The organism is Streptomyces sp. NBC_01410 (genome assembly GCF_045040195.1).
Lineage (GTDB): Bacteria > Actinomycetota > Actinomycetes > Streptomycetales > Streptomycetaceae > Streptomyces.
The window spans coordinates 5,886,602-5,912,529 of the sequence record NZ_CP109530.1 but is presented as its reverse complement, the minus strand read 5'-3'; the positions used below and the strand labels follow the sequence as shown (position 1 = coordinate 5,912,529).

The 25,928-nt window shown below is 70.5% G+C and carries 25 protein-coding genes; 15 read left to right on the top strand and 10 right to left on the bottom strand.

Annotated elements, in window-relative coordinates:
- Positions 1-7: 7 nt before the first annotated feature.
- Positions 8-301, bottom strand: a complete 294-nt coding sequence (locus OG741_RS27360) for an MTH1187 family thiamine-binding protein (RefSeq protein WP_405602196.1) — start codon at positions 299-301, stop codon at positions 8-10.
- Entirely contained in the window at positions 298-642 is a 345-nt protein-coding gene (locus tag OG741_RS27355) for a DUF3817 domain-containing protein (RefSeq protein ID WP_405602194.1), read from the bottom strand. Before OG741_RS27355 ends, OG741_RS27360 begins: the two co-directional genes overlap by 4 nt.
- Before the next feature lie 163 nt (positions 643-805).
- Between OG741_RS27355 and OG741_RS27350 the strand changes: the two genes are divergently transcribed.
- From OG741_RS27350 to OG741_RS27335, 4 genes are all read left to right on the top strand, one after another.
- Positions 806-1,444 (top strand): AIM24 family protein, encoded by a 639-nt coding sequence (locus OG741_RS27350; protein WP_405602191.1) that lies wholly within the window; start codon positions 806-808, stop codon positions 1,442-1,444.
- The gene (locus OG741_RS27345; RefSeq protein ID WP_405602188.1) at positions 1,444-2,094 is read left to right on the top strand and encodes an AIM24 family protein; all 651 of its coding nucleotides are present in this window, start codon (positions 1,444-1,446) and stop codon (positions 2,092-2,094) included. The genes OG741_RS27350 and OG741_RS27345 overlap by 1 nt, the downstream gene beginning before the upstream one ends.
- A complete protein-coding gene (locus OG741_RS27340; protein ID WP_266487508.1) occupies positions 2,091-2,873 on the top strand; it encodes an AIM24 family protein in 783 nt (260 codons plus the stop codon). Before OG741_RS27345 ends, OG741_RS27340 begins: the two co-directional genes overlap by 4 nt.
- Positions 2,874-3,001: 128 nt before the next feature.
- The gene (locus OG741_RS27335) at positions 3,002-3,478 is read left to right on the top strand and encodes a MarR family transcriptional regulator (protein WP_324981996.1); all 477 of its coding nucleotides are present in this window, start codon (positions 3,002-3,004) and stop codon (positions 3,476-3,478) included.
- A 74-nt stretch (positions 3,479-3,552) separates the two neighbouring features.
- Here the strand turns inward: OG741_RS27335 and meaB are convergent, their stop codons facing one another.
- Both meaB and OG741_RS27325 read right to left on the bottom strand, forming a co-directional pair.
- Positions 3,553-4,506: a methylmalonyl Co-A mutase-associated GTPase MeaB gene (meaB, locus tag OG741_RS27330; protein ID WP_405602185.1), complete on the bottom strand. Its 954-nt coding sequence runs from the start codon at positions 4,504-4,506 to the stop codon at positions 3,553-3,555.
- Positions 4,507-4,530: 24 nt separating this feature from the next.
- A complete protein-coding gene (locus tag OG741_RS27325) occupies positions 4,531-5,739 on the bottom strand; it encodes an acetyl-CoA C-acetyltransferase (RefSeq protein ID WP_405602183.1) in 1,209 nt (402 codons plus the stop codon).
- Positions 5,740-5,885: 146 nt separating this feature from the next.
- Here OG741_RS27325 and mce point away from each other — a divergent pair, with 146 nt between their 5' ends.
- The 5 genes from mce to OG741_RS27300 all read left to right on the top strand — a co-directional run bounded on the left by mce (position 5,886) and on the right by OG741_RS27300 (position 13,378).
- The gene (mce, locus tag OG741_RS27320; RefSeq protein WP_266535898.1) at positions 5,886-6,314 is read left to right on the top strand and encodes a methylmalonyl-CoA epimerase; all 429 of its coding nucleotides are present in this window, start codon (positions 5,886-5,888) and stop codon (positions 6,312-6,314) included.
- Positions 6,315-6,480: 166 nt separating this feature from the next.
- Entirely contained in the window at positions 6,481-10,440 is a 3,960-nt protein-coding gene (scy, locus tag OG741_RS27315) for a polarized growth protein Scy (RefSeq protein WP_405602181.1), read from the top strand.
- A gap of 114 nt (positions 10,441-10,554) precedes the next feature.
- Positions 10,555-11,493 (top strand): cellulose-binding protein, encoded by a 939-nt coding sequence (locus OG741_RS27310; protein ID WP_266487502.1) that lies wholly within the window; start codon positions 10,555-10,557, stop codon positions 11,491-11,493.
- A 118-nt stretch (positions 11,494-11,611) separates the two neighbouring features.
- Positions 11,612-12,595, top strand: coding sequence for an ABC transporter ATP-binding protein (locus OG741_RS27305; protein WP_405602179.1), 984 nt, complete (start codon positions 11,612-11,614; stop codon positions 12,593-12,595).
- Positions 12,596-12,598: 3 nt separating this feature from the next.
- The gene (locus tag OG741_RS27300; protein WP_405602177.1) at positions 12,599-13,378 is read left to right on the top strand and encodes an ABC transporter permease; all 780 of its coding nucleotides are present in this window, start codon (positions 12,599-12,601) and stop codon (positions 13,376-13,378) included.
- Here the strand turns inward: OG741_RS27300 and OG741_RS27295 are convergent.
- Positions 13,359-14,240, bottom strand: a complete 882-nt coding sequence (locus OG741_RS27295) for a hypothetical protein (RefSeq protein WP_405602174.1) — start codon at positions 14,238-14,240, stop codon at positions 13,359-13,361. The genes OG741_RS27300 and OG741_RS27295 overlap by 20 nt on opposite strands.
- Before the next feature lie 266 nt (positions 14,241-14,506).
- On the opposite strand from OG741_RS27295, the gene OG741_RS27290 reads away from it, so the two are divergent.
- From OG741_RS27290 to OG741_RS27280, 3 genes are all read left to right on the top strand, one after another.
- Positions 14,507-15,388, top strand: a complete 882-nt coding sequence (locus OG741_RS27290) for a hypothetical protein (protein WP_405602172.1) — start codon at positions 14,507-14,509, stop codon at positions 15,386-15,388.
- Positions 15,389-15,499: 111 nt separating this feature from the next.
- Positions 15,500-16,657 carry an ABC transporter ATP-binding protein gene (locus OG741_RS27285; RefSeq protein ID WP_405602170.1) on the top strand — a complete coding sequence of 386 codons (1,158 nt, stop codon included), beginning with the start codon at positions 15,500-15,502 and terminating at the stop codon, positions 16,655-16,657.
- Positions 16,654-17,505, top strand: a complete 852-nt coding sequence (locus OG741_RS27280) for an ABC transporter permease subunit (RefSeq protein WP_405602167.1) — start codon at positions 16,654-16,656, stop codon at positions 17,503-17,505. The genes OG741_RS27285 and OG741_RS27280 overlap by 4 nt, the downstream gene beginning before the upstream one ends.
- 48 nt (positions 17,506-17,553) lie before the next feature.
- Here OG741_RS27280 and OG741_RS27275 read toward each other — a convergent pair whose 3' ends face one another.
- Positions 17,554-17,886, bottom strand: coding sequence for an ATP/GTP-binding protein (locus tag OG741_RS27275; protein WP_405602165.1), 333 nt, complete (start codon positions 17,884-17,886; stop codon positions 17,554-17,556).
- Between the two features lie 213 nt (positions 17,887-18,099).
- On the opposite strand from OG741_RS27275, the gene OG741_RS27270 reads away from it, so the two are divergent.
- A complete protein-coding gene (locus OG741_RS27270; RefSeq protein ID WP_405602162.1) occupies positions 18,100-19,131 on the top strand; it encodes an LLM class flavin-dependent oxidoreductase in 1,032 nt (343 codons plus the stop codon).
- A gap of 83 nt (positions 19,132-19,214) precedes the next feature.
- On the opposite strand, the gene OG741_RS27265 is transcribed toward OG741_RS27270, so the two are convergent.
- A complete protein-coding gene (locus OG741_RS27265; RefSeq protein WP_266487491.1) occupies positions 19,215-19,607 on the bottom strand; it encodes an SCO5389 family protein in 393 nt (130 codons plus the stop codon).
- Between the two features lie 292 nt (positions 19,608-19,899).
- On the opposite strand from OG741_RS27265, the gene nucS reads away from it, so the two are divergent.
- Positions 19,900-20,562 (top strand): endonuclease NucS, encoded by a 663-nt coding sequence (nucS, locus tag OG741_RS27260; protein WP_405602160.1) that lies wholly within the window; start codon positions 19,900-19,902, stop codon positions 20,560-20,562.
- Between the two features lie 75 nt (positions 20,563-20,637).
- Here the strand turns inward: nucS and OG741_RS27255 are convergent, their stop codons facing one another.
- The 3 genes from OG741_RS27255 to OG741_RS27245 form a co-directional block, all read right to left on the bottom strand.
- Positions 20,638-23,070 (bottom strand): ATP-binding protein, encoded by a 2,433-nt coding sequence (locus OG741_RS27255; protein ID WP_405602158.1) that lies wholly within the window; start codon positions 23,068-23,070, stop codon positions 20,638-20,640.
- Between the two features lie 259 nt (positions 23,071-23,329).
- Positions 23,330-23,653, bottom strand: coding sequence for an STAS domain-containing protein (locus tag OG741_RS27250; protein ID WP_266487487.1), 324 nt, complete (start codon positions 23,651-23,653; stop codon positions 23,330-23,332).
- A gap of 172 nt (positions 23,654-23,825) precedes the next feature.
- Positions 23,826-24,674, bottom strand: a complete 849-nt coding sequence (locus tag OG741_RS27245) for a 3-hydroxyacyl-CoA dehydrogenase family protein (RefSeq protein WP_405602154.1) — start codon at positions 24,672-24,674, stop codon at positions 23,826-23,828.
- Positions 24,675-24,881: 207 nt separating this feature from the next.
- Here OG741_RS27245 and OG741_RS27240 point away from each other — a divergent pair, with 207 nt between their 5' ends.
- Positions 24,882-25,454, top strand: a complete 573-nt coding sequence (locus tag OG741_RS27240; RefSeq protein WP_405602151.1) for a cob(I)yrinic acid a,c-diamide adenosyltransferase — start codon at positions 24,882-24,884, stop codon at positions 25,452-25,454.
- The last annotated feature ends 474 nt before the right edge of the window (positions 25,455-25,928 follow it).

The following is a 25,928-nucleotide window of genomic DNA, read 5'->3' as shown; positions in this document are numbered from 1 at the left end:
CGAGGTCTCAGGCGGACAGGTGGCGCTCCACCGTTTCGACCTTGGAGGTGAGGCCGTCGGTGACGCCCTGTCTGATGTCCGCCTTGAGGACGACGGAGACGCGCGGAGCCCGGGCCTCGACCACGGCGACGGCGCGCTTGACGACGTCCATCACCTCGTCCCACTCGCCCTCGATCGAGGTGAACATCGCGTCCGTGCGGTTGGGCAGACCCGACTCCCGGACGATCCGGACGGCGTCGGCGACGTACTCGCCGACGTCCTCACCGACGCCGAGCGGAGTGACGGAGAAGGCGACGATCACGCGCTCACCTTGCCCTCGCGGCGGGCGCGGGCGGCGATGACCTCGTCGTCGGCCGCGCGCTTGAGCCTGCGCTCGGCGACGAAGCCGCCGAAGGGCAGGACGGAGAGGACGAAGTAGAGGGCCGCGGTCCCCAGGTTCCACTTGGTGCGGTTCCAGGCGTCCAGCCAGAAGAGCACGTACAGGATGAAGAGCACGCCGTGGATCGCGCCCATGACCGGGACCGCGTTGAACTCCGTGGTGCGCTTGAGCACCGAGCAGACGAGCAGGAGGAGGAAGGAGACGGCTTCCGGAGCGGAGACCAGACGGAGGCGGTGGAGGGAGGAGGCGGTCTTGATGTCCACGGGGGCACCTTCGGTGGGAGTGGGTCTGTGAGGGCAGGGCTCTTGTGAACGCGTGCACAAGCTTCGGTCCATTGTGGCAGCTCCGTTCTGCCGTCCTTTGTCAGGGTGCATATCCTCCTCAAGGACCCTGTTCGCGCCGGGTAGCGCCCGATAACGTCACCCCGTGGCAACGTTCCGACTCCAAGGCAGCAAGGTGCTCGCCGTCGACATGACAGGCGACGCCGTCAAAGCGAAGAACGGCTCGATGGTCGCCTACGACGGCCAGATGGCGTTCAAAAAGATGTCCGGCGGCGGTGAGGGCATCCGCGGGATGGTCACCCGCCGCCTCACCGGCGAGCAGATGGTGATGATGGAAGTGAAGGGGCAGGGCACCTGCTTCTTCGCCGACCGCGCCTCCGAGATCAACCTGGTGAACCTGCACGGCGACAAGCTGTATGTCGAGGCGAGCAATCTGCTCTGCACCGACGCCGGGCTGCGCACCGGGACCACCTTCACCGGGCTGCGCGGCGGCGCCTCGGGCAACGGCCTGTTCACCACGACCGTCGAGGGCAACGGCCAGGCGGCGATCATGTCGGACGGCCCGGCGGTGGTGCTGCGGGTGACGCCCCAGTACCCGCTCTCCGTCGACCCCGGCGCGTACATCGCGCACCAGGGCAATCTGCGGCAGGACTTCCAGTCCGGCGTGACCTTCCGGACCATCCTGGGCGAGGGCGGCGGCGAGGCCTTCCAGATCCGCTTCGAGGGCGACGGTCTGGTGTACGTGCAGCCGAGCGAGCGGAACACCATCGGAGGGGACGTCTGATGCCGTTCCGCGAAGTCAACTCGAAGATGGTCGAGGCGACGGTCGTCCCGGGCCAGAAGATGTTCAGCCAGCGCGGCGCGATGCTCGCCTACCGGGGCGAGGTCTCCTTCACGCCGAACATGCAGGGCGGCCAGGGCGGCCTGGCCTCGGTGATCGGGCGGCGGGTCGCGGGCGAGGCGACGCCGCTGATGACCGTCGAGGGCAACGGCACCGTGATGTTCGGTCACGGCGGCCATCACATCCAGGTGATCCAGCTGACCGGCGACACGCTGTACGTCGAGGCGGACCGGCTGCTGGCGTTCGACGGGACGCTGCAGCAGGGCACGATGTTCATGGGCTCGCAGGGCGGGGTCATGGGCATGGTGCGCGGGCAGGTCACCGGTCAGGGCCTGTTCACCACGACCCTCAAGGGGCACGGCGCGGTCGCCGTCATGGCGCACGGCGGGGTGATCGAGCTGCCGATCACGCCGGGCCGGGCGGTGCATGTGGACCCGCAGGCGTATGTCGCGCACCACGGCGACGTACGCAACAAACTCTCCACCGCGCTGGGCTGGCGCGACATGGTGGGGCGCGGCTCGGGCGAGGCCTTCCAGCTGGAGCTGAGCGGCAGTGGCGCGGTGTATGTACAGGCCTCGGAGGAGAAGCTGTGACCGGTCCCGTGGTCTTCGACCCCATGACGCTGCCGAGCGACGACAACGTCAACGCGTACACCTTCTGCGTGGAGCTCAAGGGCAGTCAGTGGTTCCTTCAGAAGGGGAAGATGATCGCCTATTACGGGCGCATCGACTTCAACGGCATCGGCCACGGCCGGCTCGACCGGCTGCTGCGGACCTCCTTCCACTCGCCGCTGCACGCCGCCGACTGGGTGGTGGCGGAGGGCAGCGGCAAGATGCTGCTCGCCGACCGGGCCTTCGACGTCAACTCCTTCGATCTGGACAACGGGAACCTGACGATCCGCTCCGGGAATCTGCTCGCCTATCAGCCGACGCTGGCGCTGAAGCAGTCGATCGTGCCGGGCTTCCTCACCCTGATCGGTACGGGGAAGTTCGTGGCCGCGTCGAACGGTCCCGTGGTCTTCATGGAGCCGCCTATCCGGGTGGATCCGCAGGCGCTGGTGGGCTGGGCGGACTGTCCGTCCCCCTGCCACCACTACGACCACGGCTATATGACCGGCCTGATGGGCGGTCTGCGGGCGATGACGGGGATCGGCGGGGCGTCCGGCGAGGAGCACCAGTTCGAGTTCGTCGGCGCCGGGACGGTGCTGCTGCAGTCGACCGAGGTGCTGATGGCCGAGACGGCGACCGGGGCGGTGCCCGCGCAGGCGGGAGTTCCCGGCGGCCACGCCGGGGCCGGAGCCCCAGGTCAACAAGGGGCCACCCCGCGTCTGCCCGGTCAGTTGGGGGACCTCCAGCGGCGCTTCGGCCTGTGAGCGGTAGTCTGCGGAGTGTGACGTCGAACGCCTGCACCCTTCTACGCGCGTGCCATGTGCCTGCCGGGTGCCGGGCGTCACACCCCCCGACTTCGTCCGCATTTCAACTTCTTAGGTAGAATCCATATATGGAGACCGAGACGGCCACCCGCTGGCTGACCGATGACGAGCAGTGCACCTGGCGCACTCACCTGGACGTCAGCAGGCTGCTGATGCACCAGCTCGAGAAGGACCTCCAGCCGTTCGGCCTGACCAACAACGACTACGAGATCCTGGTCAACCTCTCCGAGTCGGCCGACCGGCGCATGCGCATGAGCGACCTGGCCGCGGCCACGCTGCAGTCCAAGAGCCGGCTCTCGCACCAGATCACCCGCATGGAGAACGCCGGTCTGGTCCGCAGGGAGAACTGCGAGTCGGACCGGCGCGGGCTGTACGCGGTGCTGACCGAGCAGGGCACCCAGACCATGGAGAAGGTCGCGCCGCACCATGTCGCGTCCGTACGCAAGCACTTCATCGATCTGCTGAGCCCCGAGGCCCTCGCGGAGCTCCGGGATTCGCTGTCACCGGTGGCCGAGCACCTGCGCGGGCGCCGGGGCAAGCCGTAACCGTCTGACGGACGTCAGACAGTTGGGCGGGGGGCCGTATCCGAAGTACGGCTCCGCCCGCCCCGGCCCGTTCACTACTCCGTCAGGCTCGCCACCAGCTCGTCGGCCGCCCGGTACGGGTCCAGTTCACCCGCCACGATCCGCTGGGCCAGCGCCCCCAGCCGGCGGTCGCCGTGCAGGTCGGCGATGCGTGTCCGCAGCGCCGTCACCGCGATCGTCTCCACCTCGCCCGCAGCCCGCCGCGCCCGGCGCTCGGTGAGGACGCCGTGTTCCTCCATCCACGCGCGGTGCTTCTCCAGCGCCTCGACCACCTCGTCGATGCCCTCGCCCCGCGCCGCGACCGTCTTCACGATCGGCGGCCGCCAGTCGCCGGGACCCCGCGCCTCGCCGAGGCCGAGCATGTGGTTCAGCTCGCGGGCCGTCGCGTCCGCGCCGTCCCGGTCCGCCTTGTTGACGACGTACACATCGCCGATCTCGAGGATGCCCGCCTTCGCGGCCTGAATGCCGTCGCCCATACCGGGGGCGAGCAGGACGACCGAGGTGTCGGCCTGGGAGGCGATCTCCACCTCCGACTGGCCGACGCCGACCGTCTCGACCAGGATCACGTCACAGCCCGCCGCGTCCAGGACACGGATCGCCTGCGGGGCGGCCCAGGCGAGGCCGCCCAGATGCCCGCGCGTGGCCATCGAGCGGATGTAGACGCCCGGGTCGGACGCGTGCTCCGACATCCGGACCCGGTCGCCGAGCAGCGCCCCGCCCGAGAAGGGCGAGGACGGGTCGACGGCCAGGACTCCGACCCGCTTCCCGGCCCGCCGGTACGCCGACACCAGCGCCGAGGTCGAGGTGGATTTGCCGACGCCGGGCGAGCCCGTCAGGCCCACCACGTACGCACTCCCGGCAAGCGGGGCCAGCGCCGCCATCACCTCTCGCAGTTGCGGGGACGCCCCCTCGACGAGTGAGATCAGCCGGGCCACGGCCCGCGGCCGGCCCTCCCTCGCCTGGGCAACCAGTTGGGGGACGTCCACCATGTGATCGCTCCTTGCTTACGTGGCTTACTTGCCGTTGCCCGGGACACGGACGATCAGAGCGTCACCCTGTCCGCCGCCACCGCACAGCGCGGCCGCACCCACGCCGCCGCCCCGGCGCTTGAGCTCCAGCGCCAGGTGGAGGACCACCCGCGCGCCGGACATGCCGATGGGGTGGCCGAGCGCGATCGCACCGCCGTTGACATTCACCTTTTCCGGGGATACCCCGAGGTCCTTCATTGACTGCACGGCGACCGCGGCGAATGCCTCGTTGATCTCGATGAGGTCGAGGTCCTCGACGCCGATGCCCTCCTTGCGCAGCGCGTGCTGGATGGCGTTGGACGGCTGCGACTGGAGGGAGTTGTCGGGCCCGGCGACGTTTCCGTGGGCACCGATCTCCGCGATCCACTCCAGGCCCAGCTCCTCGGCCTTGGCCTTGCTCATCACCACGACCGCCGCGGCGCCGTCGGAGATCTGCGAGGATGTACCGGCGGTGATGGTGCCGTCCTTGGCGAACGCGGGACGCAGCTTGCCCAGCGACTCGGCCGTGGTGTCGGCGCGGATGCCCTCGTCCTTGCTGAAGACGACGGGCTCGCCCTTGCGCTGCGGGATCTCGACGGGCGTGATCTCCGCCTCGAAGATGCCGTTCTTCTGCGCGGCCGCCGCCCGCTGGTGGGAGAGCGCCGCGATCTCGTCCTGCTCGGGGCGGGCGATGCCGAGCCGGGTGTTGTGCTTCTCCGTGGACTCGCCCATGGCGACGTTCTCGAAGGAGTCGGTCAGGCCGTCGTACGCCATCGAGTCGAGCATCTCGATCGCGCCGTACTTGAAGCCCTCGCGGGACTTCGGCAGCAGATGCGGCGCGTTGGTCATCGACTCCTGGCCGCCGGCGACGACGATGTCGAACTCGCCCGCGCGGATCAGCTGGTCGGCCAGCGCGATGGCGTCGAGGCCGGACAGACAGACCTTGTTGACGGTGAGCGCGGGCACGTTCATCGGGATGCCCGCCTTGACGGCGGCCTGGCGGGCGGGGATCTGCCCGGCCCCGGCCTGCAGGACCTGGCCCATGATCACGTACTGCACCTGATCACCGCCGATGCCGGCCCGGTCCAGCGCCGCCTTGATGGCGAAGCCACCGAGATCGGCGCCGGAGAAGGACTTGAGCGAGCCGAGCAGGCGTCCCATGGGCGTACGGGCGCCCGCGACGATCACTGAGGTGGTACCGGTCGTTCCTGACATGAGGCACGATCCCCTTCCAGCGCGAAGCTGAGGAGTGAACGAGGGTTTACCTCAAATGTACTGAGCGGTACTGCCCCAGGTCACCGGGCGGCGAGTGTGATCGCGCGCACGTTGCGTAACCACGTCCGGGGCGCTGCACTGGGGGAATGCTGACGCGAATCGACCACATCGGGATCGCCTGTTTCGACCTCGACAAGACTGTCGAGTTCTACCGGGCCACTTACGGCTTCGAGGTGTTCCACACCGAGGTCAACGAAGAGCAGGGCGTGCGCGAGGCCATGCTCAAGATCAATGAGACGTCCGACGGCGGCGCCTCCTACCTCCAGCTCCTGGAGCCCACCCGCGAGGACTCCGCGGTCGGAAAGTGGCTGGCCAAGAACGGTGAGGGGGTCCATCACATCGCCTTCGGCACCGCCGACGTCGACGGAGACGCGCAGTCGATCCGCGACAAGGGCGTGCGAGTTCTCTACGACGAGCCGCGTATCGGTTCCATGGGCTCCCGTATCACTTTTCTCCACCCCAAGGACTGCCACGGCGTTCTCACCGAACTCGTCACCTCTGCAACGGAGCACTGACCTGAGGATTCCCGGCCCGGTAGAGTGGGCGATTCCGGGCCGGGGCCGGGTCGGGGCCGCGCCGCGTCCCCACCGTTGATCTGTCACCATTCCCCGGGGGGCCGTTCGCCGGCGAACGGTGCTCGTACGGAGACAGTTGCGACCAGGGGACGGATGGGACCGCGCAGTGCGGGGCTACGAACGCCAGGAGAGCCACCGAGCTGACGACGACCACCTTTCGCGGTTCGAAGCCGAGATGGACCGGCTGAAGACCGAGCGGGAGAAGGCCGTCCAGCACGCCGAGGACCTCGGCTACCAGGTCGAGGTGTTGCGCGCCAAGCTCCATGAGGCTCGGCGCGCTCTCGCGTCCCGTCCTGCCTACGACAGCGCCGACATCGGCTACCAGGCGGAGCAGCTGCTCCGTAACGCCCAGATCCAGGCCGACCAGCTGCGCACCGACGCCGAGCGCGAACTGCGCGAGGCCCGCGCCCAGACCCAGCGCATCCTCCAGGAGCACGCCGAGCACCAGGCCCGTCTCCAGGCCGAGCTGCACTCCGAGGCGAACCAGCGCCGCCAGCGCCTGGACCAGGAGCTGGCCGAGCGCCGCCAGACCGTCGAGGCGCACGTCAACGAGAACGTCGCCTGGGCCGAGCAGCTGCGCGCCCGTACCGAGTCCCAGGCCCGCCGGCTGCTCGAGGAGTCCCGCGCCGAGGCCGAGCAGGCGCTTGCCGCGGCCCGCGGCGAGGCCACCCGCGTCGCCGAGGAGGCCCGCCGGCGGCTCGGCTCCGAGGCCGAGGCGGCCAGGTCCGAAGCGGAAGCGATCCTTCTGCGCGCCCGCAAGGACGCCGAGCGGCTGCTGAACGCCGCGTCGAACCAGGCTCACGAAGCCACCAGCCATGCCGAACAGCTGCGCTCCTCCACCACCGCCGAGTCCGACCAGGCCCGCCAGCAGGCCGCCGAGCTGAGCCGCGCCGCCGAGCAGCGGATCCAGGAGGCCGAGGAGAAGCTGCGCGAGGCCCGCGCGGAGTCCGAGAAGCTGCTGACCGAGGCCAAGGAGTCGGCAGCCAAGCAACTGGCGTCTTCCGAGTCCGTCAACGAGCAGCGCACCCGTACCGCCAAGGCGGAGATCGCCCGGCTGGTCGGCGAGGCCACCACGGACGCGGAGGCGCTCAAGGCGGAGGCCGAGCAGGCACTCGCCGACGCCCGCGCCGAGGCCGAGAAGCTGGTCGCCGCCGCGGCGGAGAGTGCCAAGACGGTCGCGGCCGAGGACTCGGCCGCCCAGCTCGCCAAGGCGGCCCGTACCGCCGAGGAGGTCCTGACGAAGGCCTCCGAGGAGGCGAAGGCCACCACGCGCGCGGCGGGCGAGGAGGCGGAGCGGATCCGCCGCGAGGCCGAGGCCGAGGCGGACCGGCTGCGTGGCGAGGCCGCCGAGCAGGCCGATCAGCTCAAGGGCGCGGCCAAGGACGACACCAAGGAGTACCGGGCCAAGACCGTTGAGCTGCAGGAGGAGGCGCGCAGGCTGCGCGGCGAGGCCGAGCAGCTGCGCGCCGAGGCGATCGCCGAGGGCGAACGGATCCGCGGCGAGGCCCGCCGCAAGGCCGTCCAGCAGATCGAGGAGGCGGCCAGCACCGCCGAGGAGCTGCTGACCAAGGCACGGGCCGACGCCGACGAGATGCGTTCGGCCGCGACGAACGACAGCCAGCGGGTGCGTACCGAGGCGATCGAGCGCGCCACCACCCTGCGCAAGCAGGCCGAGGAGACGCTGGAGCGCACCCGGGCCGAGGCCGAGCGGATCCGCGGCGAGGCCGAGGAGCAGGCGGAGACCGTCAAGTCCGCGGCCGAGCAGGCCGGGGCGGAGCTGCGTGAGGAGGCGGAGCGCGCGGTCGCGGCCCGCCAGGCCGAGGCCGCGCAGGAGCTGACCCGGCTGCACACCGAGGCGGAGTCCCGCCTCGCCGCTGCCGAGGAGGGCCTGGCCGAGTCCCGCGGCGAGGGCGAGCGGATCCGGCGCGAGGCCGCCGAGGAGACCGAGCGGCTGCGTACGGAAGCGGCGGAGCGGATCCGTACGCTCCAGGCGCAGGCCGAGCAGGAGGCCGAACGACTGCGCACGGAGGCCGCTTCGGACGCTTCGGCCACCCGCGCCGAGGCCGAGAACATCGCGGTACGGCTGCGCAGCGAGGCCGCCAACGAGGCCGAGCGGCTCAAGAACGAGGCGCAGGAGAGCGCCGACCGGCTGCGTGCCGAGGCCGCGGCCGCCGCGGACCGGATCGGCGTCGAGGCCGCCGAGGCGCTGGCCGCGGCCCAGGAGGAGGCGAACCGCCGCCGCCGGGAGGCCGAGGAGACCCTCGACTCCGCGCGCGGAGAGGCGAATCAGGAGCGCGAGCTCGCCCGCGAGCAGAGCGAGGAGCTCCTCGCCTCGGCCCGTAAGCGGGTCGAGGAGGCCCAGAACGAGGCGCACCGCCTCGTCGAGGAGGCCGACCGCCGCGCCACCGAGATGGTCGGCGCGGCCGAGCAGACCGCCCAGCAGGTACGTGACTCCGTCAACGGCCTCCACGAGCAGGCCGAGCAGGAGATCGCCGGGCTGCGTTCGGCGGCCGAGCACGCGGCCGACCGCACCAGGACCGAGGCGCAGGAGGAGGCGGACCGGGTCCGCGCCGACGCGTACGCCGAGCGGGAGCGGGCCACCGAAGACGCGGGCAGGCTGCGGGCGAGGGCCCAGGAGGAGACTGAGGCTGCCAACGCGCTCGCCGAGCGGACCGTTTCGGACGCGATCACCGAGTCGGACCGGCTGCGTGCCGACACCGCCGAGTACGCGCAGCGGATGCGTACGGAGGCGTCGGACGCCGTGGCATCGGCCGAGCAGGACGCCTCGCGCTCCCGCGCCGAGGCCCGCGAGGACGCCAACCGCATCCGCTCCGACGCCGCCGCCCAGGCCGACCTGCTCATCGGCGAGGCGACGAGCGAGAGCGAGCGGCTGCGTACGGAAGCGGCCGAGGCGCTGTCCGGCGCACAGGCGGCCGCGGCCCGGCTGCGCAGTGAGGCCGAGCAGATCAAGACGCAGTCCGAGGCCGAGGCCGAGCGGCTGCACGCCGGCATCCGGGCCGACGGCGAGCAGATCCTGGACGAGGCTCGCGAGGCGGCCGACAAGCGCCGCTCCGACGCAGCGGCCCAGGCGGACGAGCTGATCGGCGAGGCGACCGGGGAGGCGGAGCGGCTGCGTGCCGAGGCCGCCGACACGGTGGGCTCCGCGCAGCAGGCCGCCGAGCGCATCAAGTCCGAGGCCCAGAAGGTCAAGGCGGAGGCCGAGGCGGCGGCGGAGCAGATGCGCGCCGAGGCCCGCGAGGAGGCCGACCGTACGCTCGACGAGGCTCGGGTGGCCGCGGCCAAGCGCCGCGCGGACGCCGCCGAGCAGGCCGACCAGCTCATCAACAAGGCCCAGGAGGAGGCGCTGCGAGCGGCCACCGAGGCCGAGGAGCAGGCCGACACGATGGTGGGCGCGGCCCGCAAGGAGGCCGAGCGGCTGGTCGCCGAGGCGACCGTCGAGGGCAACACCCTGGTGGAGCGGGCCCGTACGGACGCGGACGAGCTGCTCGTCGGCGCGCGCCGGGACGCCACCGCCATAAGGGAGCGCGGCGAGGAGCTGCGGACCCGGGTCGAGGCCGAGATCGAGGAGCTGCACGAGCGCGCCCGCCGGGAGACCTCCGAGCAGACGAAGACGGCCGCCGAGCGCGTCGACCAGCTGGTGAAGGCGGCGACCAAGCAGCAGGCGGAGGCCGAGGCGAAGGCCAAGGAGCTGGTGGCCGACGCCAATTCGGAGGCGAGCAAGGTCCGCATCGCCGCCGTCAAGAAGGCCGAGGCCCTGCTCAAGGAGGCGGGCCTGAAGAAGGCCGAGCTGATCCGCGAGGCGGAGCGGGTCAAGGCGGAGGCCGACGCCGAGGCCGACCGTCTGGTGGGCGACGGCAAGCGGGAGCTCGATGTGCTGGTCCGCCGGCGCGAGGACATCCAGGCCGAGATTTCCCGTGTTCAGGACGTTCTTGAGGCGCTGGAGTCTTTCGAGGCGCCGTCCGGGGGTAGCAAGGAGGGCGGCGGCGTGAAGGCGGGTGCGACAGCGGGGGTCACACGTTCGAGTGGCAAGCCTTCCGAGAGCTAGCCACTCAAAAGGCTGGACATTCTCCAGATCAAACGGGCATCCGCTCGATGACACGCCGCTTTGACCCCTAGGATTCCCCCTAACACCTCACCGGTCTCATTCGACAGGAACCCCATGAGCGACACTTCCTCCCCCTTCGGCTTCGAGCTCGTGCGGCGTGGTTACGACCGCGGTCAGGTGGATGACCGCATTACCAAGCTCGTCGCCGACCGTGATAGTGCTCTCGCCCGAATCACCTCTCTGGAAAAGCGCATCGAGGAACTCCACCTCGAGACGCAGAACGCCCAGGCCCAGGTCAGCGACGCGGAGCCGTCGTACGCCGGTCTCGGTGCGCGCGTCGAGAAGATCCTCCGCCTCGCCGAGGAGGAGGCGAAGGACCTGCGCGAGGAGGCCCGTCGCGCGGCCGAGCAGCACCGCGAGCTCGCCGAGTCCGCCGCCCAGCAGGTGCGCAACGACGCCGAGTCGTTCGCCGCCGAGCGCAAGGCCAAGGCGGAGGACGAGGGCGTCCGTATCGTCGAGAAGGCGAAGAGCGACGCCTCTACGCTGCGTGGTGAAGCGCAGAAGGACGCGCAGTCCAAGCGCGAAGAGGCGGACGCGCTGTTCGAGGAGACCCGCGCCAAGGCCGCCCAGGCCGCCGCGGACTTCGAGACGAACCTCGCCAAGCGCCGCGAGCAGTCCGAGCGCGACCTGGCGTCGCGTCAGGCCAAGGCCGAGAAGCGCCTGGCGGAGATCGAGCACCGCGCCGAGCAGCTGCGTCTCGAGGCCGAGAAGCTGCGTACGGACGCGGAGCGCCGGGCCCGTCAGACGGTGGAGACCGCGCAGCGCCAGGCCGAGGACATCGTGGCCGACGCGAACGCCAAGGCCGACCGGATCCGCAGCGAATCGGAGCGCGAGCTGGCGGCGCTCACCAACCGCCGCGACTCGATCAACGCGCAGCTGACCAACGTCCGCGAGATGCTGGCCACGCTGACCGGTGCGGCCGTCGCGGCGACCACCGCTCCCGCCGACGACGAGCCGATCTCCCGCGGCGTCCCGGCGCAGCAGTCCCGCTGAGTCCGGCACAACCTCTCCGCGGTACGTCTCCGAGTGCCCGGCGCCTATGCGGCGCCGGGCACTCGCGCGTACCGCAATTGGGGTGGCGCGGGCCACCCCGCACCCTTAGCGTGGCCGCATGATTGAGCTCGAGGGCCTCACCAAGCGCTTCGGCAGTCTGACCGCGGTCGACCATCTCTCCTTCACGGTCCGGCCGGGCATGGTGACCGGCTTCCTCGGCCCGAACGGCGCGGGCAAGTCGACGACGATGCGGATGATGCTCGACCTCGACAACCCGACCAGCGGCACGGTCAGGATCGACGGCAAGCACTACCGCGATCTCCAGGAGCCGCTCAAGTACATCGGCGCGCTGCTGGACGCCAAGGCGATGCACGGCGGCCGCAGCGCGTACAACAACCTGCTCTGTCTCGCCCAGTCGAACCGCATCCCCGCCTCCCGTGTCTCCGAGGTCCTGGACACGGTCGGACTGACGCCGGTGGCGAAGAAGAAGTCCAAGGGCTTCTCGCTCGGTATGGGCCAGCGGCTGGGAATCGCCTCCGCGCTGCTCGGCGATCCGGAGATCTTGATGTTCGACGAGCCGGTCAATGGCCTGGATCCCGAGGGAATTCACTGGATCCGCAATCTGATGAAGACTCTTGCATCAGAAGGACGCACAATCTTCGTCTCCTCGCATCTGATGAGCGAAATGGCGCTGACCGCGGACCACTTGATCGTGATCGGACAGGGGCGACTTCTGGCCGACACCTCGATGGCCGATTTCATCCACGAGAACTCCCGGAGTTATGTACGGCTGCGCTCCCCGCAGCAGGAGCGGCTGCGCGATCTGCTGCACACGTCGGGATTCGTCGCCGTCGAATCGGGCCGCGGCGTGCTGGAGGTCGACGGCGCCACCACCGAGCAGCTGGGCGAGCTGGCCGCCCGGCATCAGGTGGTTCTGCATGAGCTGAGCGCTCAACGTGCCTCGCTGGAGGAGGCGTTCATGCAGATGACGGCGGGTTCGGTGGAGTACCACGCGCATTCGACGCACGAGGCGTCGCCGCCACCGGCCGAGCCACCGGGTCCCCAGTGGGGCCAGAGCTACCAGAGCAGCAAGGGAGCCTGACCCATGGCCTCGGTACCCGCGGTCCTCCAGTCCGAGTGGACCAAGATCCGTACGGTCTCCTCGACCACCTGGACCCTGGTGAGCGCGCTCGTCGTCACGGTCGCGATGGGCGCGGCGCTCAGCGCGCTGCTCAGGTCGACCTTCGACGATCTCTCCCGCGAGGAACAGCTCACCTTCGACCCGACGTTCATCAGCTTCTCCGGGATGATCCTGGGGCAGCTGGCGATGGTGGTCTTCGGGGTGCTCGTGGTCGGCACGGAGTACAGCTCCGGAATGATCCGCACCTCGCTGGCCGCCGTACCGCAGCGCGCCACCTTCCTCTTCAGCAAGATCACGGTGGCGACGGCGCTGGCGCTGGTGGTCGGTCTGGCGACGAGCTTTCTCTCGTTCTTCCTGGGGCAGGCGCTGCTGGGCGATCACCGTACGACGATCGGCGCGGAGCATGTCCTGCGCGCGGTCGTCGGCGGCGGGCTGTACATGGGTCTGATCGCGCTGTTCTCGATGGGCGTGGCGACGATGCTGCGCAGCTCGATGCTCTCGCTGGGCATCCTGATGCCGTTCTTCTTCCTGGTCTCGCAGATCCTCGCGTCCGTACCGAAGGCGAAGACGGTGGCCCAGTACTTCCCCGACCAGGCCGGCTCCAAAATCATGCAGGTGGTCCCGGACGCACTGGACAGCGACAAGGCTCCGTACGGGCCGTGGGGCGGACTGGGGATCATGGTGCTGTGGGTGATCGCGGCGCTGCTCGGCGGCTATCTGGTGCTCAAGAAGCGGGATGCGTAGAGGGCGGCGGGGTGCCCTGGTCGGGCAGCAGCTCGTCGAACTCCCTCCAGCCCTTCCAGGACCAGACGTCCTTGGCGAGATTGGGCTCCAGCGGGACGAAGCGGCCGGTCTCGAAGTCGTCGCCGTCCAGGTCGAACCAGCGCTCGTCAACCACTTCGGTCCCCATGCCGACGGTCCGCGCGGTCAGCCTCACCAGCAGCTTCGCCCCGTGCGACTGGGACAGGTCCTTGCCCTGGATCCGGGTGACGGGCAGCTCCGGCACCGGAGCGTCGACCGGTATCCACACGGTGAAAGGCGCGCCGCGCTCCACCGCGAGCCAGGAGCGCTCGTCGGCCGGGTCACCCTTCTCGTCGAGCACCCTGAGCCACTTCTTGTAGATGACCAGGCTGCCGTCGTGCGGGGAGCGCTCCAGATAGCGCAGATGCACCCGCGCCTTCAGATCGACCACCGAGAGGTTGTCTAGGTGGTTGTAGAAGCGCACCGCGATGATCGCGTCGTCGCTCTGTGCGTGGAGCCGCGCATAGCCGGGAAAGTCCGCGGCCCAGGCGTGCGAGATGCTCGCCCGCCGCCGCCAGACGAACGGCCGCAGGGCGAACATCTTGATCAGTACGATGCCGAGCAGCACCGCGGGCGCGAGCGCCCCGGTCAACGAGGCAAGTGTGGCGAGCAGTTCATGGGCCAGACTGTCCCGCTCGGGGCTGAGGCTGTCGGTGCCGACGCAGGCGCGCAGCGCCTCCAGCGCAAGATTCAGCAGCCCTTCCCCGTCCCGCAGCCGCTCCCCCACGCTGCGCTTCGAGGCCTCGGTGAGCGTCCAGGCGACCGCGATGCCCGCAGCGAGAACGGCCAGCGCGCTGAGCGCCATCAGGATCAGCGCGTGGACGGAACGGCCTGCGATCCACCAGCGAACCGACGTCCGAAATCGGGGGTGCGGCCTGCGCCGCCCCGGCCACCCCGGAAACCATTTCAACTCCCGCCTCCCCACCGTGAGTTCATATCCAGGGGATCCTCCTCCCCGGTTCCCGTCCGCGCCAACCGCATTGCGCGGGAGGGTCCCGTACGCTCGGCAGGGGTAGACCTGAGATGGAAGGCTCTGCCCGCACAAGCGAACAACCCCGAAGGACGTCTCCCGTGAAGGACCGAAGCCTCGAAGCGCTGGGCCTGGACGACGTGCCGGCCAAACAGCCGCTGACCTATCCGGGCCGCCCCACCACCGAGCCGTCGCTTCTCACCGGTGACGAACTGCTGCAGCTGGACGTCCGCCCGGTGCGGCTCGGCGACTGGTACGTCGAGGAAAAGGCGCAGCAGCAGAGCCTGGACGAGGCGCTCTCCGGCCTCGGCCAGGTCGTGACGGGCCGCCGCCACCCGGTCATCGCGGTCGGCTCCAACGCCTCGCCGGGACAGGTCAGCCACAAGCTCACCCGGCTCGGCATCCCCGCGACCGTCCCGATGGTGCCGGTGCGGGTGCGCGGCATCGGCGTCGGCTGCTCGGGCCACATCAGCCCGGCCGGCTATGTCGCGGGAACGCCGTACGTCGAGCGGGACGCCGAGACCGTCCTCGTCGTCACTTGGCTGGATTCCACCCAGCTCAAGGCAGTCGACGACACCGAGTTCCCCGACTACCGGCGGGCGATACTGCCGGGCGACGTCTTCGAGATGACGATGCCCTCCGGCGAGCGGCTGGGCGGCGCGTACATCTACTTCAGCGCGCACGGCGTCCTCGCCGGCCCGGACGGCAGGCCCCGCCCGGGCGGTGGTGATCAGTCCGAGCTGCTCGCCGCGCTGCTCGCGGCCTCGCCCCGGCTGCGTGAGCTGCTGGGACCCGATCCTGCGGCCTGGGTGAGGAAGGCGGGCGCGGATCGGGCGCTGCGGGAAGAAGGTACGCGGATCTTCGGCGACGAGGGCTGGGTGCTGCCGCAGACGGACTTCCTGCCGTACCTCGACGACGGCGCCGAGCTCCGGCTCTACGACGATCTGCCGCCGCTCGGCGACTCCCTCCCGCCGAGACCGTAGCGTTACGGCTTGGCCGGAACCGTCAAGGGCCGGATATCCTCCTAACTCTTACGGGGGCGTACGGCCGGACGGCCTCTGCCCCGACGACCCGAAAGTCGATGGGGCTGCAGAATGATCGAGGCAGTCGGCCTGACCAAGCGCTACGGCGCCAAGACGGCCGTGTACAACCTTTCCTTCCAGGTGCGGCCCGGTGCCGTCACCGGGTTCCTCGGCCCCAACGGCGCGGGCAAGTCGACCACCATGCGGATGATCCTCGGGCTCGACCAGCCCACCGAGGGCAAGGTGACCATCGGCGGCCGCCCCTTCAGACAGCTGCCGAACGCGCCGCGCCAGGTCGGCGCCCTCCTCGACGCCAAGGCCGTCCACGGCGGCCGCAGCGCCCGCAACCATCTGCTCTCGCTGGCGCAGCTCTCCGGCATCCCGGCCCGCCGGGTCGACGAGGTGCTCGGGGTCGTCGGTCTCCAGGAAGTCGCCAAGAAGCGCTCCAAGGGCTTCTCCCTCGGCATGGGCCAGCGGCTCGGCATCGCGGCCGCGCTGCTCGGGGACCCGCAGGTCCTGCTCTTCGACGAGCCGGTCAACGGCCTGGACCCGGAGGGCATCCTCTGGGTCCGCAATCTCATGAAGCAGCTCGCCTCCGAAGGCCGTACGGTCTTCGTCTCCTCGCACCTGATGAGCGAAATGGCGCTCACCGCCGACCACTTGATCGTGATCGGGCGCGGACAGCTGCTTTCCGACATGAGCGTCAAGGACTTCATCTCGCACAACTCCGCCGACTTCGCCCGGGTACGTACGCCGCAGACCGAGCCGCAGCAGCGCGAGAAGCTCTCGGCCGCGCTCACCGAGGCGGGCGGACAGGTCATGCCGGAGCCGGACGGCGCGCTGCGCGTGACCGGACTGCCCCTGCCGCGGATCAGCGATCTCGCGCACTCCGCCGACGTGCGGCTGTGGGAGCTCTCGCCGCACCAGGCCTCGCTGGAGGAGGCGTACATGCGGATGACGCAGGGCGCGGTCGACTACCGCTCGACGGCCGACCAGAAGTCCGGCCTGATGCAGCAGCAGCCGGTGGGGTACGCCCCGCCGATGCCGCAGATCCCCGAGGTGCCTCAGCAGGGCTGGTACGCCCCGCCGCCGCCCCAGCCGGGACAGAACCCCTACGCCGCCGCGCCCATGACTCCCGGTGCGCCCGGCGGTGCGCCCGCGCCTGCCGCCCCGCCCGTGATGCCCCCGGCCGCCCCCGCCGACCTGACCAAGCCCGAGGACGCCCGATGAGCACCCCGTACCAGCAGCAGGCGACGTACCAGCAGCACGGCGCGCCCGCCGGGGCGTACTCCTCGCCGATCCCCGTGCGCAGTGCCCACCTCGGCGACGCCCTCGCCTCCGAGTGGACCAAGATCCGTTCCGTACGCTCCACGATGTGGACGCTCGGCGTCATGATCGTGCTGATGATCGGGCTCGGCGTGCTGGCCGCGGTGGCCGCCTCCGCTTCCGAGGCCGATCTCGGCGACCAGTCGCCCCTCTTCCTCGGCTTCTACGGTGTCCTGCTGGGCTCCATCTGCGTGGTCACGCTGGGCGTGCTGACCATCGCGTCCGAGTTCGGCACCGGCATGATCCGTACGACGCTGACGGCGTGCCCGGGCCGCGCGCGGGTGCTCGCCGCCAAGTCGCTCGTCTTCTTCCTGCTCGTTTTCACCCTGACCACGGTGCTCGCGGGGCTCGTCGGCGCGCTGCAGAACAGCATCGTGACCACCGGCCGTGAGTCGACTGGCGAAGAGTGGTTCCGCGCGACGGTGGGCGTGGGCCTGTTCGTCGCCGTCCTCGGGCTGCTGGCCCTCGCCATCGGCACGATCATCCGGCACTCGGCCGGCGCGATCACGATCATGATCGGCGTGATGCTGCTGCCTCTGGTGGCCGCCATGTTCATGTTCTCGGAACCGCTCCAGGACGTACAGCGGGCTCTGCTCGACTACGCGATCCCGAGCCTGCTCATCGCGTTCTACAGCGAGGCCGCGCTCACCGACACGGGCCCCACGGGCTGGACCCCGCTGGTGATCCTGATCGTGGTTACGGCGGTGGCGATGGCCGGCGCCTTCTTCTCGCTCCAGAAGCGCGACGTCTGATCGCTCGGGCCGCTCGGGCGTCCGGCTGCTCCGGCGTCCGACTGCTCTTCAGTACCTGGGCGCGTTACGGGACCGCTGCACCCGCGTGGTGCGGCGGTCCTTCGCGTTCCAGCACGCCTTGTGCCAGTGCCGCCGGTCGTCCACGCCGCCGCCGTGTTCCGGCCAGGCGACCACATGCGGCACCCCCGAGGGGATCTCCTGGTCGCAGCCCGGGCAGCGATACCTCTTGCCCGCGGCACTTGCGCCCGCGACATGGCGGACCGCCCAGTCCTCGCCCTGCCAGGACTCGCTCCGGCCGAAGCCGCCGTACCTCTCGCCCGGCTCGCTGGCATGCTCGGTCGGCTTCTCGCCGCCTCGGGGGCGGTTGCGGCGCGGGGACACGTGACACCTCACGGGGCAAGTCCGGACAGTTCCCCTCCAGCCTACGGGCCCCTGTCAGGGGTACACGTAACGCACGGCGTGAGACCGGGACACCCACAGGGGGCAGTTACCGGAAAATCGCAACAACTTCACGATTGGCCGTGCCTTTGGCACGTGTCAGACGTTGTTGCCGGTAGGGGGAGTGACGCGTCGGCCGCAAGGAGGCAATAGGCGATGCGCGTGGGAACTTTTGTACTGGCCGCCCAATTCCCGGGCCAGGGGCAGGGGGAGGCTCTGCACCGAGCGGTGCGGTCCGCCGAGGTCGCGGAGGAGTCCGGGCTCGATTCGGTCTGGCTCGCCGAGCACCATTTCGTGCCGTACGGCGTCTGTCCGTCGGCTGTGACCCTCGCCGCCCTGCTGCTCGGCCGTACCCGGCGCATCCGCGTCGGCACGGCCGTGAGCGTGCTGCCGAACGCCCATCCCGTGGCGCTGGGCGAGCAGGCGGCGCTGCTGCATCTCACCAGCGGAGGCAGGTTCTCGCTCGGCGTGGGCCGCGGCGGCCCCTGGGTCGATCTGGAAGTCTTCGGCACGGGTCTCGCCGCGTACGAGCGGGACTTTCCCGAATCCCTGGACCTGCTGCTGCGCTGGCTGCGCGAACCCCGCGTCGCCGCCCGCGGGGAACGATTCACCTTCCGTGAAGTCCCGGTCGTACCAAGGCCGGACGAGCTGATCGACGGCCCCGCCCAGGGCCCCGAGGTGATCGTCGCCTGCACGTCCCCGAAGAGCGTGAAGCTCGCTGCCGAGCACGGACTGCCGATGCTGCTCGGGATGCACTGCGACGACGAGGAGAAGGCGGACATGGTGGCACTCTGGCGTACGCACGCGCTCGCCGCAGGACATCCGCCGGAGGAGGTCCGCGGCGCCGGACATGTGTCGGCCGGAGTGGCCCAGATCGAGGACCGCAGGGCCGAGGCCACGGAGACTCTGGTCAAGACGATGCCCGGCTGGCTCAAGCAGGGCCTGGACGCCCATGTGACGGTCGACGCGCGCCCCCGCGCCATGCGGGACCCCGTGGCATACACGGAACTGCTGTGCGGGCTGCACCCGGTGGGCCCGCCCCGGCTCGCCGCGGACCGGATCGCGGCCACCGCGGAACGCACCGGGATCACCCGCTTCGCCCTGCTCGCCGAGGGCTCCGGCGACCTCGCCGCCACCGAGGAGAACGTGCGGCGGCTCGGCACGGAAGTGCTGCCTCTGCTCGGCTGACCGGCGCTTCGCCACCGCACGGGAGGTGCTGCCGCTCCGACATCTGTAGCACCTCCCGCGATGCGGAGCGGCAGCAAAAGACGTCAGCAGTCGCGCAGTTCGGGCGACTGGTTGAGCAACTGGCCCCGTATGGAAGTGAAGCGGGCAAGCCGCTCGTCGACCGAGGAGTCCAGCGGGAACACCGCGACGCGGTGGCAGTTCTGGAATGCGAGGCGCACCCCGAAGTGCCGTTGGAGCGCACCGCGAATGGCGTCACTCGCGAGCGCACGCAGCAGCTGACCACGTGCCTGCTCGTCCGGCGGCGGCGTCTGGTTGTCGGCGAAGTCGCCGCCGTCCACCTTCAGCTGAGCCACCAGAGAACTGATCATCTCCCATGCGAAGGGCAGGGAGGTCCGGACGCAGTCGACGAATGCAGCTTCGTCGACCTCGCCTCGCTCGGCCTGTTCCAACAGCGCCGGTGAGACGTCGAGCGACATGGGTTCTCCTCTCGCGACCCCGGTGAACGGGGTCTTACGGGCAGGGAAGGAGGACGACGGACAACGACGTCGTACGAACGACGCACGACGACGCAGAGTGCACAACCGACAACCTCCCGCTTACACGGTAAGTGCGCCGTCCGGAGCGCACCAGGAGATTGGGAGTACAACCGGCCAATACCGAACAGGGCGAAAAGGGGCAGGCGGCCCGAACGGCCTCGAACGAGGGTGGCGGTGGGCTACGGGTGGGAGAATCGCGCGCACCGGTCCGCGTCGAGTAGCGTTGCCGACCATGCGTCTTGTCATCGCCCGCTGCTCCGTGGATTACGCGGGCCGGCTCACCGCCCACCTGCCCTCCGCTCCCCGTCTGATCCTGGTCAAGGCCGACGGCAGCGTCTCGATCCACGCGGACGACAGGGCGTACAAACCCCTGAACTGGATGTCCCCTCCCTGCACGCTCAAGGAGGGTGACGACAGCGTCTGGACCGTGATCAACAAAGCGGGCGAGAAACTGATCATCACGATGGAGGAAATCCTCCATGACTCCTCGCACGAACTGGGCGTGGACCCCGGCCTGATCAAGGACGGCGTGGAAGCGCATCTGCAGGAACTGCTCGCGGACCGGATCGAAACACTGGGCGAGGGCTACAGCCTGATCCGGCGCGAATACCCCACGGCCATCGGCCCGGTGGACATCCTGTGCCGCGACTCGGACGGCGGCACGGTGGCCGTCGAGATCAAGCGGCGCGGCGAGATCGACGGGGTCGAACAGCTCACCCGCTATCTGGAGCTGCTGAACCGGGACCCGCATCTGGCGCCGGTGAAGGGCCTGTTCGCGGCGCAGGAGATCAAGCCGCAGGCGCGGGTGCTGGCGACGGACCGCGGAATCGGGTGCGTGGTGCTGGACTACAACGCGATGCGGGGCATCGAGGACGACAAGCTGCGGCTGTTCTGAGTCCGCCTGAGACTGTGGCACGAGTACGGCCCCGGACGGCGAGGCGGTCCGGGGCCGTGCTGTGTTGTGACGCGGTCAGATGACGGGTTCGCTGCTCGAGTCCGAGGGGGCGGCGCTGCTGCTGACCGGGGCGCTGGCCGAGCTGTCACTGCCCGAGGACGACGACGTGGACGGCGTCGGTGTGACCGGCGGTGTGGTCGACGGAGTCGGCGTCGGCGAGCCCGGCGGCGTGGGCGAAGTCGACTTGGTCGGCGTCGGCTTACTGGTCGGCTGCGTCGGCCTGCCGGACGACGGCCTCCCGCCCGGCGTCGACGCGTTCGACGACGGCCGCTCTTGCGGCGTCGCCGCGTCGCCCGTCGACGAACTCGTCCCCGGCGTCACCGGGTCCGGGTTCTTCGGGTCGTCCGCGGGCCCGCCGCCCGGGCTGGTGGTCGAGCCGTCCGGGGGCACGTCCGCGTCCAGGCCGTCACTGCCGTCGTCCTCGTTCGCGGACTGGCCGTTCCTGACCTTGTTGCTCGGCGGGTCCTGCTGGTCCGAGGTCGCCCCGAGCGTCACCACCGTGCCGAGCACCGCGGCGAGCAGTGCGCCCGCGCCCGCGGCGACCAGGTTGCGCCGTGCGCCGCCGAAGACGGCGCGGCGGCGGCTCGGCTTCGCGCCGCCCCCGGACGGGGTCTGCCGTGCCAGGAGCGTCGCGGGCTCCTCGTTCTCCTTCGGCGTTCCCACGGCTCCCGGGCCGGGTCCGATGCCGCGGCCCAGCGGCAGCACGGGCGCCGGTACGCCTCCGGGCGGCGACGCCGACTGCTCGGAACGCGCGGCCGGCACCTCCTCGCCCGCCGGGGTACGTGCCGCGACGACGGGCCCGCCCGAGCGGTCCTCGACGAGCGCGAGCGCCCTGCGTCCCGCGACGGTTCCGCGCTTGTCGGAGAGCGCGCCGCGCATGCCGATGGAGGTCTCCAGCTCGGCACGCGCCCGGTCCAGGTTTCCGGTGCAGAGCGCGAGCACGCCCAGCTCGTGGTGGAAGTACGCCTCTTCGGCCACCTCGCCCGCGATACGGGCAGCTTCGGAGCCGGCCCGCAGGGCCCGCTCCCAGGCGCTCCAGTGCAGGCCCGCCGCGAAGGCCGGCGCCGCGGTGCGGGCGAGCAGGACGGCCGCGCTGGGATGTCCGGCCTCAAGACCCGGCACCAGCACGCCGAGCGCGGCGAGAACGGCGTCCGCCTCGGCCACCGCCCGCTCGGGGGTGACGGAGGGGTGCCCGGCCCACCAGGCGTAGTGCTGGGCGGCGGTGTGGGCATGGGCGGCCGCCTCGTCGGCGTAGCCCTTCTCCGTCAGCTGCGCCATCACACCGGCCGCGAGCCGGTAGCGCGTACCGACCGGGGAGAGCAGGCCGCAGCTCATCAGCTCACCGAGCGCGGCGTCCGCGTGGGTGTCCCCGACGAGCGCCGGCAGATGCGCCTGGTGCGGGACCTCGCCGCCGAGCGCGACCGCGAAGCGCAGAGTCTCGCGGGCGGACTCGCCCAGCCGGGAGGCGAGCAGGGCAGCGGGCGCGGCCCCCTCCCCCAGCGTCGGCAGCGGTATCTCGACTTCCTGGACGCCGTCGAAGGGCGTGTAGTCGTCGAGGGTCTCCGGGTCGGTGCGCAGGCTGTCGCACTGCCGCAGCAGCGCGCCCGCCTGGACGAAGCGCAGCGGCAGGCCCTCGGACTCGAACCAGAGGTCGCCCGCCCAGTTCGACTCGTCCTCGGTGAGCGGCCGCTCCACGGTGCGCTGGAGCAGCTCCAGCGAGGCGCTGCGGCCCAGTCCGGCGAGGAAGACCTCTTCGAGGTGCGAGTCGGCCGCGGGTGCGGCGACATCGGGTGTGGCGGCGACCAGGAAGGCGCACTCGGGCGCGGCGTCGAGCAGCTCGCCGAGGGCGGCGCCGCCGAACTCCAGGTCGTCGAGGACGACGATCGCGCCGATGTCCTTGACGTGTTCGAGCAGCGCGGCGCGGTCGGGCCGGTACAGCGGAGCGCTGTGGACGGTGGCGAAGAGCTCGTGGAGCAGTTCGGTGGCGGTGCGGTGGTGGCCGCTGAGGCGTACGACTCCGTCGGGCGCGAGGTTCGCGCAATCCTCGGCGACGATGTCGAGCAGGGCGCTGCGCCCGGAGCCCGCGGGTCCGGTGAGCCGGACCGAGCGGCCGTGGCCGAGCAGCCGTACCAGCCGCTCGCGCTCCTCGCCGCGCTCGAGCAGCGGGAGCCGCGGCGCGGGAGGCCCGGCCGGTACGGGCGGCTGCGCCGCGCGCTGCCGCTCGGTGCGCTCGGCCTCGCTGTGCCGGCCCGGCCGGGTGGGCAGCTGCCCCGGCGGGCAGGGCTCTATCTCGCTGCCGTCGACGGGGTTGACGGTGAGCAGGAAGTCGCCCGCCACGAGCTGGACGGTGCGCGCGGGCGCCGACGCCGACTTCTTGAAGTCCGGGGCGCCGGTGTCGCGCGGGGGCCGGGCCTGGCCCGCGCCATCGCCGAAACTGTCGTTGTCCATGGTCCAAGCCCCCCAGATGCGATTCGCTGAGCTTCGTCCCCGCCGAGGTTGATCGGGTTCTGGTGGCGGAGTCGCGTGCGGATTGTCCCTCCGGCCTTTCTGCACGCCCCGCTGTCGCTTCGGTCCGGTGCCCGCCGCATGGGTCTTTCAATTCGTCGGGCGACCGAACCTTAGACCTTCGCTCAGTATCTACAAAGGGGCGGGGTGCTGCCCCGTCCGCGACGTCACATTCTCATGAGGATTGCGAGCGTCGCACGGTTCAGACCCTGGGGAGCGATTCGGCCGCGATGCCGCCTTCGATGGCAAGAATCCGGTGCAGCCGGGTGGCGACCAGGAGTCGCTGCATCTGTGGCGGTACGCCGCGCAGCACCAGCCGGCGACCGCACCGGCCGGCTCTGCGGTGCGCGCCCATGATGACTCCCAGGCCGGTGGCGTCCCAGGAGTCGAGGTCGGTCAGGTCGAGCACCAGGTCGCCGTCTCCGTCGTCGACGGCCGAGTGCAGGACCGTACGGGCGTCCGCCGCGCTGCGGACGTCGAGGCGGCCCCCGACGACCAGCTCGGCGTGGTCGCCCCTGATGTGCATATGCGCTCCCCGTGAGTGCGTCAGTGCCCTGTGATCTCTTCTGGTTTGCTCTGCTGATTCGCTCTTCAAGTTCTGCAACAACTGACTCCCGCATGGGTGCAGCAGTTGCGCTTTGTAAGCGAACCGATACCGAATTCACCCCTCGGGGTGATACCAAACCGGTCGATGAGGGTCAGTGCTTGTAGAAGCCCTGCCCGCTCTTGCGTCCGATGTCACCGGCGTCCACCATCCGGCGCATCAGCTCCGGCGGGGCGAACTTCTCGTCCTGGGACTCGGTGTAGATGTTGCTCGTGGCGTGCAGCAGGATGTCCACGCCCGTCAGGTCGGCGGTGGCGAGCGGCCCCATGGCGTGGCCGAAGCCCAGCTTGCAGGCGATGTCGATGTCCTCGGCGGACGCGACGCCCGATTCGTACAGCTTCGCGGCCTCGACGACCAGCGCCGAGATGAGGCGGGTGGTGACAAAACCGGCGACGTCGCGGTTGACGACGATGCAGGTCTTGCCGACGGACTCGGCGAACTCCCGCGTGGTGGCGAGGGTTTCGTCGCTCGTCTTGTAGCCGCGCACCAGCTCGCACAGCTGCATCATGGGGACGGGCGAGAAGAAGTGCGCGCCGACGACACGGTCCGGACGCTCCGTCACCGCGGCGATCTTCGTGATCGGGATGGCGGAGGTGTTGGAGGCGAGGACGGTGTCCTCCCGTACGAGCTTGTCGAGCGTACGGAAGATCTCGTGCTTGACCTCGAGCTTCTCGAAGACCGCCTCGACGACGATGTCCGCGTCGGCGGCGCCGTCCAGATCGGTGGTCGTGGTGATGCGCGCCAAGGCGGCTTCGGCGTCGGCCGCTTCGAGCTTGCCCTTGGAGACGAACTTGTCGTACGAGGCCTTGATGCCGTCCGTGCCACGGGTCAGAGCCGCGTCGGTGACATCACGCAGCACGACCTCCCAGCCCGCCTGGGCCGAGACCTGCGCGATGCCGGACCCCATGAGTCCGGCCCCGATGACGGCGAGCTTCCTGGCCACTGCGGCACCCCTTAACACCCGTTTACATTTCTGCTCTCCGGCGGAGGTTAGCGCTCGTGAGGTGCCCTGTGGCGGTGAAGAGATGCGCGTCACGTCTCGGATGACGGACATCACACCGGTACGGCCCATCAGGCGGCCCGTACCGCGTAATTGAGCGCTTCATGGGCCACTTCGCCCGGCTTGCGGCCGCGGCGTAGGCTCGGCCTCATGGTCAATCTCACGCGCATCTACACCCGCACCGGCGACCAGGGCACGACCGCCCTGGGCGATATGAGCCGCACCGCCAAGACCGATCTGCGGATCGCCGCGTACGCCGACGCCAATGAGGCCAATGCCGTCCTCGGCACGGCCGTCGCGCTGGGGCAGCTGCCGGAAGAGCTCGTGAAGGTCCTCGTCCGCGTGCAGAACGACCTGTTCGACGTGGGTGCGGATCTGTCGACGCCGGTGGTCGCGGAGCCGGAGTACCCGCCGCTGCGGGTCGAGCAGTTCTACATCGACCGTCTCGAGGCGGACTGCGACCGCTTCAACGAGCAGCTGGAGAAGCTGCGCAGCTTCATCCTGCCGGGCGGTACGCCGGGGGCGGCGCTGCTGCACCAGGCCTGCACGGTCGTACGGCGCGCGGAGCGCTCGACGTGGGCGGCGCTGGAGGTGCACGGCGACATCATGAACCCGCTGACGGCCACCTATCTCAACCGGCTCTCCGACCTCCTGTTCATCCTCGCGAGGACAGCGAACAAGGAGGTCGGGGACGTGCTCTGGGTGCCCGGCGGCGAGCGCTGAACAACGGCCCCGGACACGCCCCTGCCGGGGGTCCGGGGGTCGCCCCCCGGGAGATGCAGCATCCTCGCGAGGACAGCGAACAAGGAGGCCGGGGACGTGCTCTGGGTGCCCGGCGGCGAGCGCTGAACAACGGCCCCGGACACGCCCCTGCCGGGGGTCCGGGGGTCGCCCCCCGGGAGATGCAGCATCCTCGCGAGGACAGCGAACAAGGAGGCCGGGGACGTGCTCTGGGCGCCCGGCGGCGAACGCTGAACAACGGCCCCGGACACGCCCCTGCCGGGGGTCCGGGGGTCGCCCCCCGGGAGATGCAGCATCCTCGCGAGGACAGCGAACAAGAAGGTCGGGGACGTGCTCTGGGCGCCCGGCGGCGAACGCTGAACAACGGCCCCGGACACGCCCCTGCCGGGGGACCGGGGGTCGCCCCCCGGGAGATGCAGCATCCTCGCGAGGACAGCGAACAAGGAGGCCGGGGAC